This window comes from Natrinema limicola JCM 13563 (assembly GCF_000337475.1).
Lineage (GTDB): Archaea > Halobacteriota > Halobacteria > Halobacteriales > Natrialbaceae > Natrinema > Natrinema limicola.
In genome coordinates, this window is sequence record NZ_AOIT01000011.1 from 1 (window position 1) to 300 (window position 300).

A 300-nucleotide genomic window follows, 5' to 3' on the forward strand; every position below is an offset into this window, starting at 1 on the left:
CCGTGTTCAAGCGCGGGGAGTCAAACGGGCACGACCCGAAACCGGACGATCTAGGCGTGGACAAGGTGAAGCGTGCCGAAAGGCACGTGGAGGCCTGTTAGAGTTGGTGTCCTACAATACCCTCTCGTGATCTACGTCTAGGGGTGAAAGGCCCATCGAGTCCGGAAACAGCTGGTTCCAACCGAAAGATGTCGAAGCATCACCTCTGCCGAGGTAGTTCGTGGGGTAGAGCGACGGATTGGGGGACCGCACTCCGAGAGGAGTGCGCCCCCCTGTCCAACTCCGAACCTACGAACGCCG

Annotated in this window: 1 rRNA gene; it reads left to right on the plus strand. The window is 60.0% G+C overall.

Features of this window, described 5'->3' with window-relative positions:
• Positions 1 to 300, plus strand: a 23S ribosomal RNA gene (locus C476_RS19105); the annotation flags it as partial.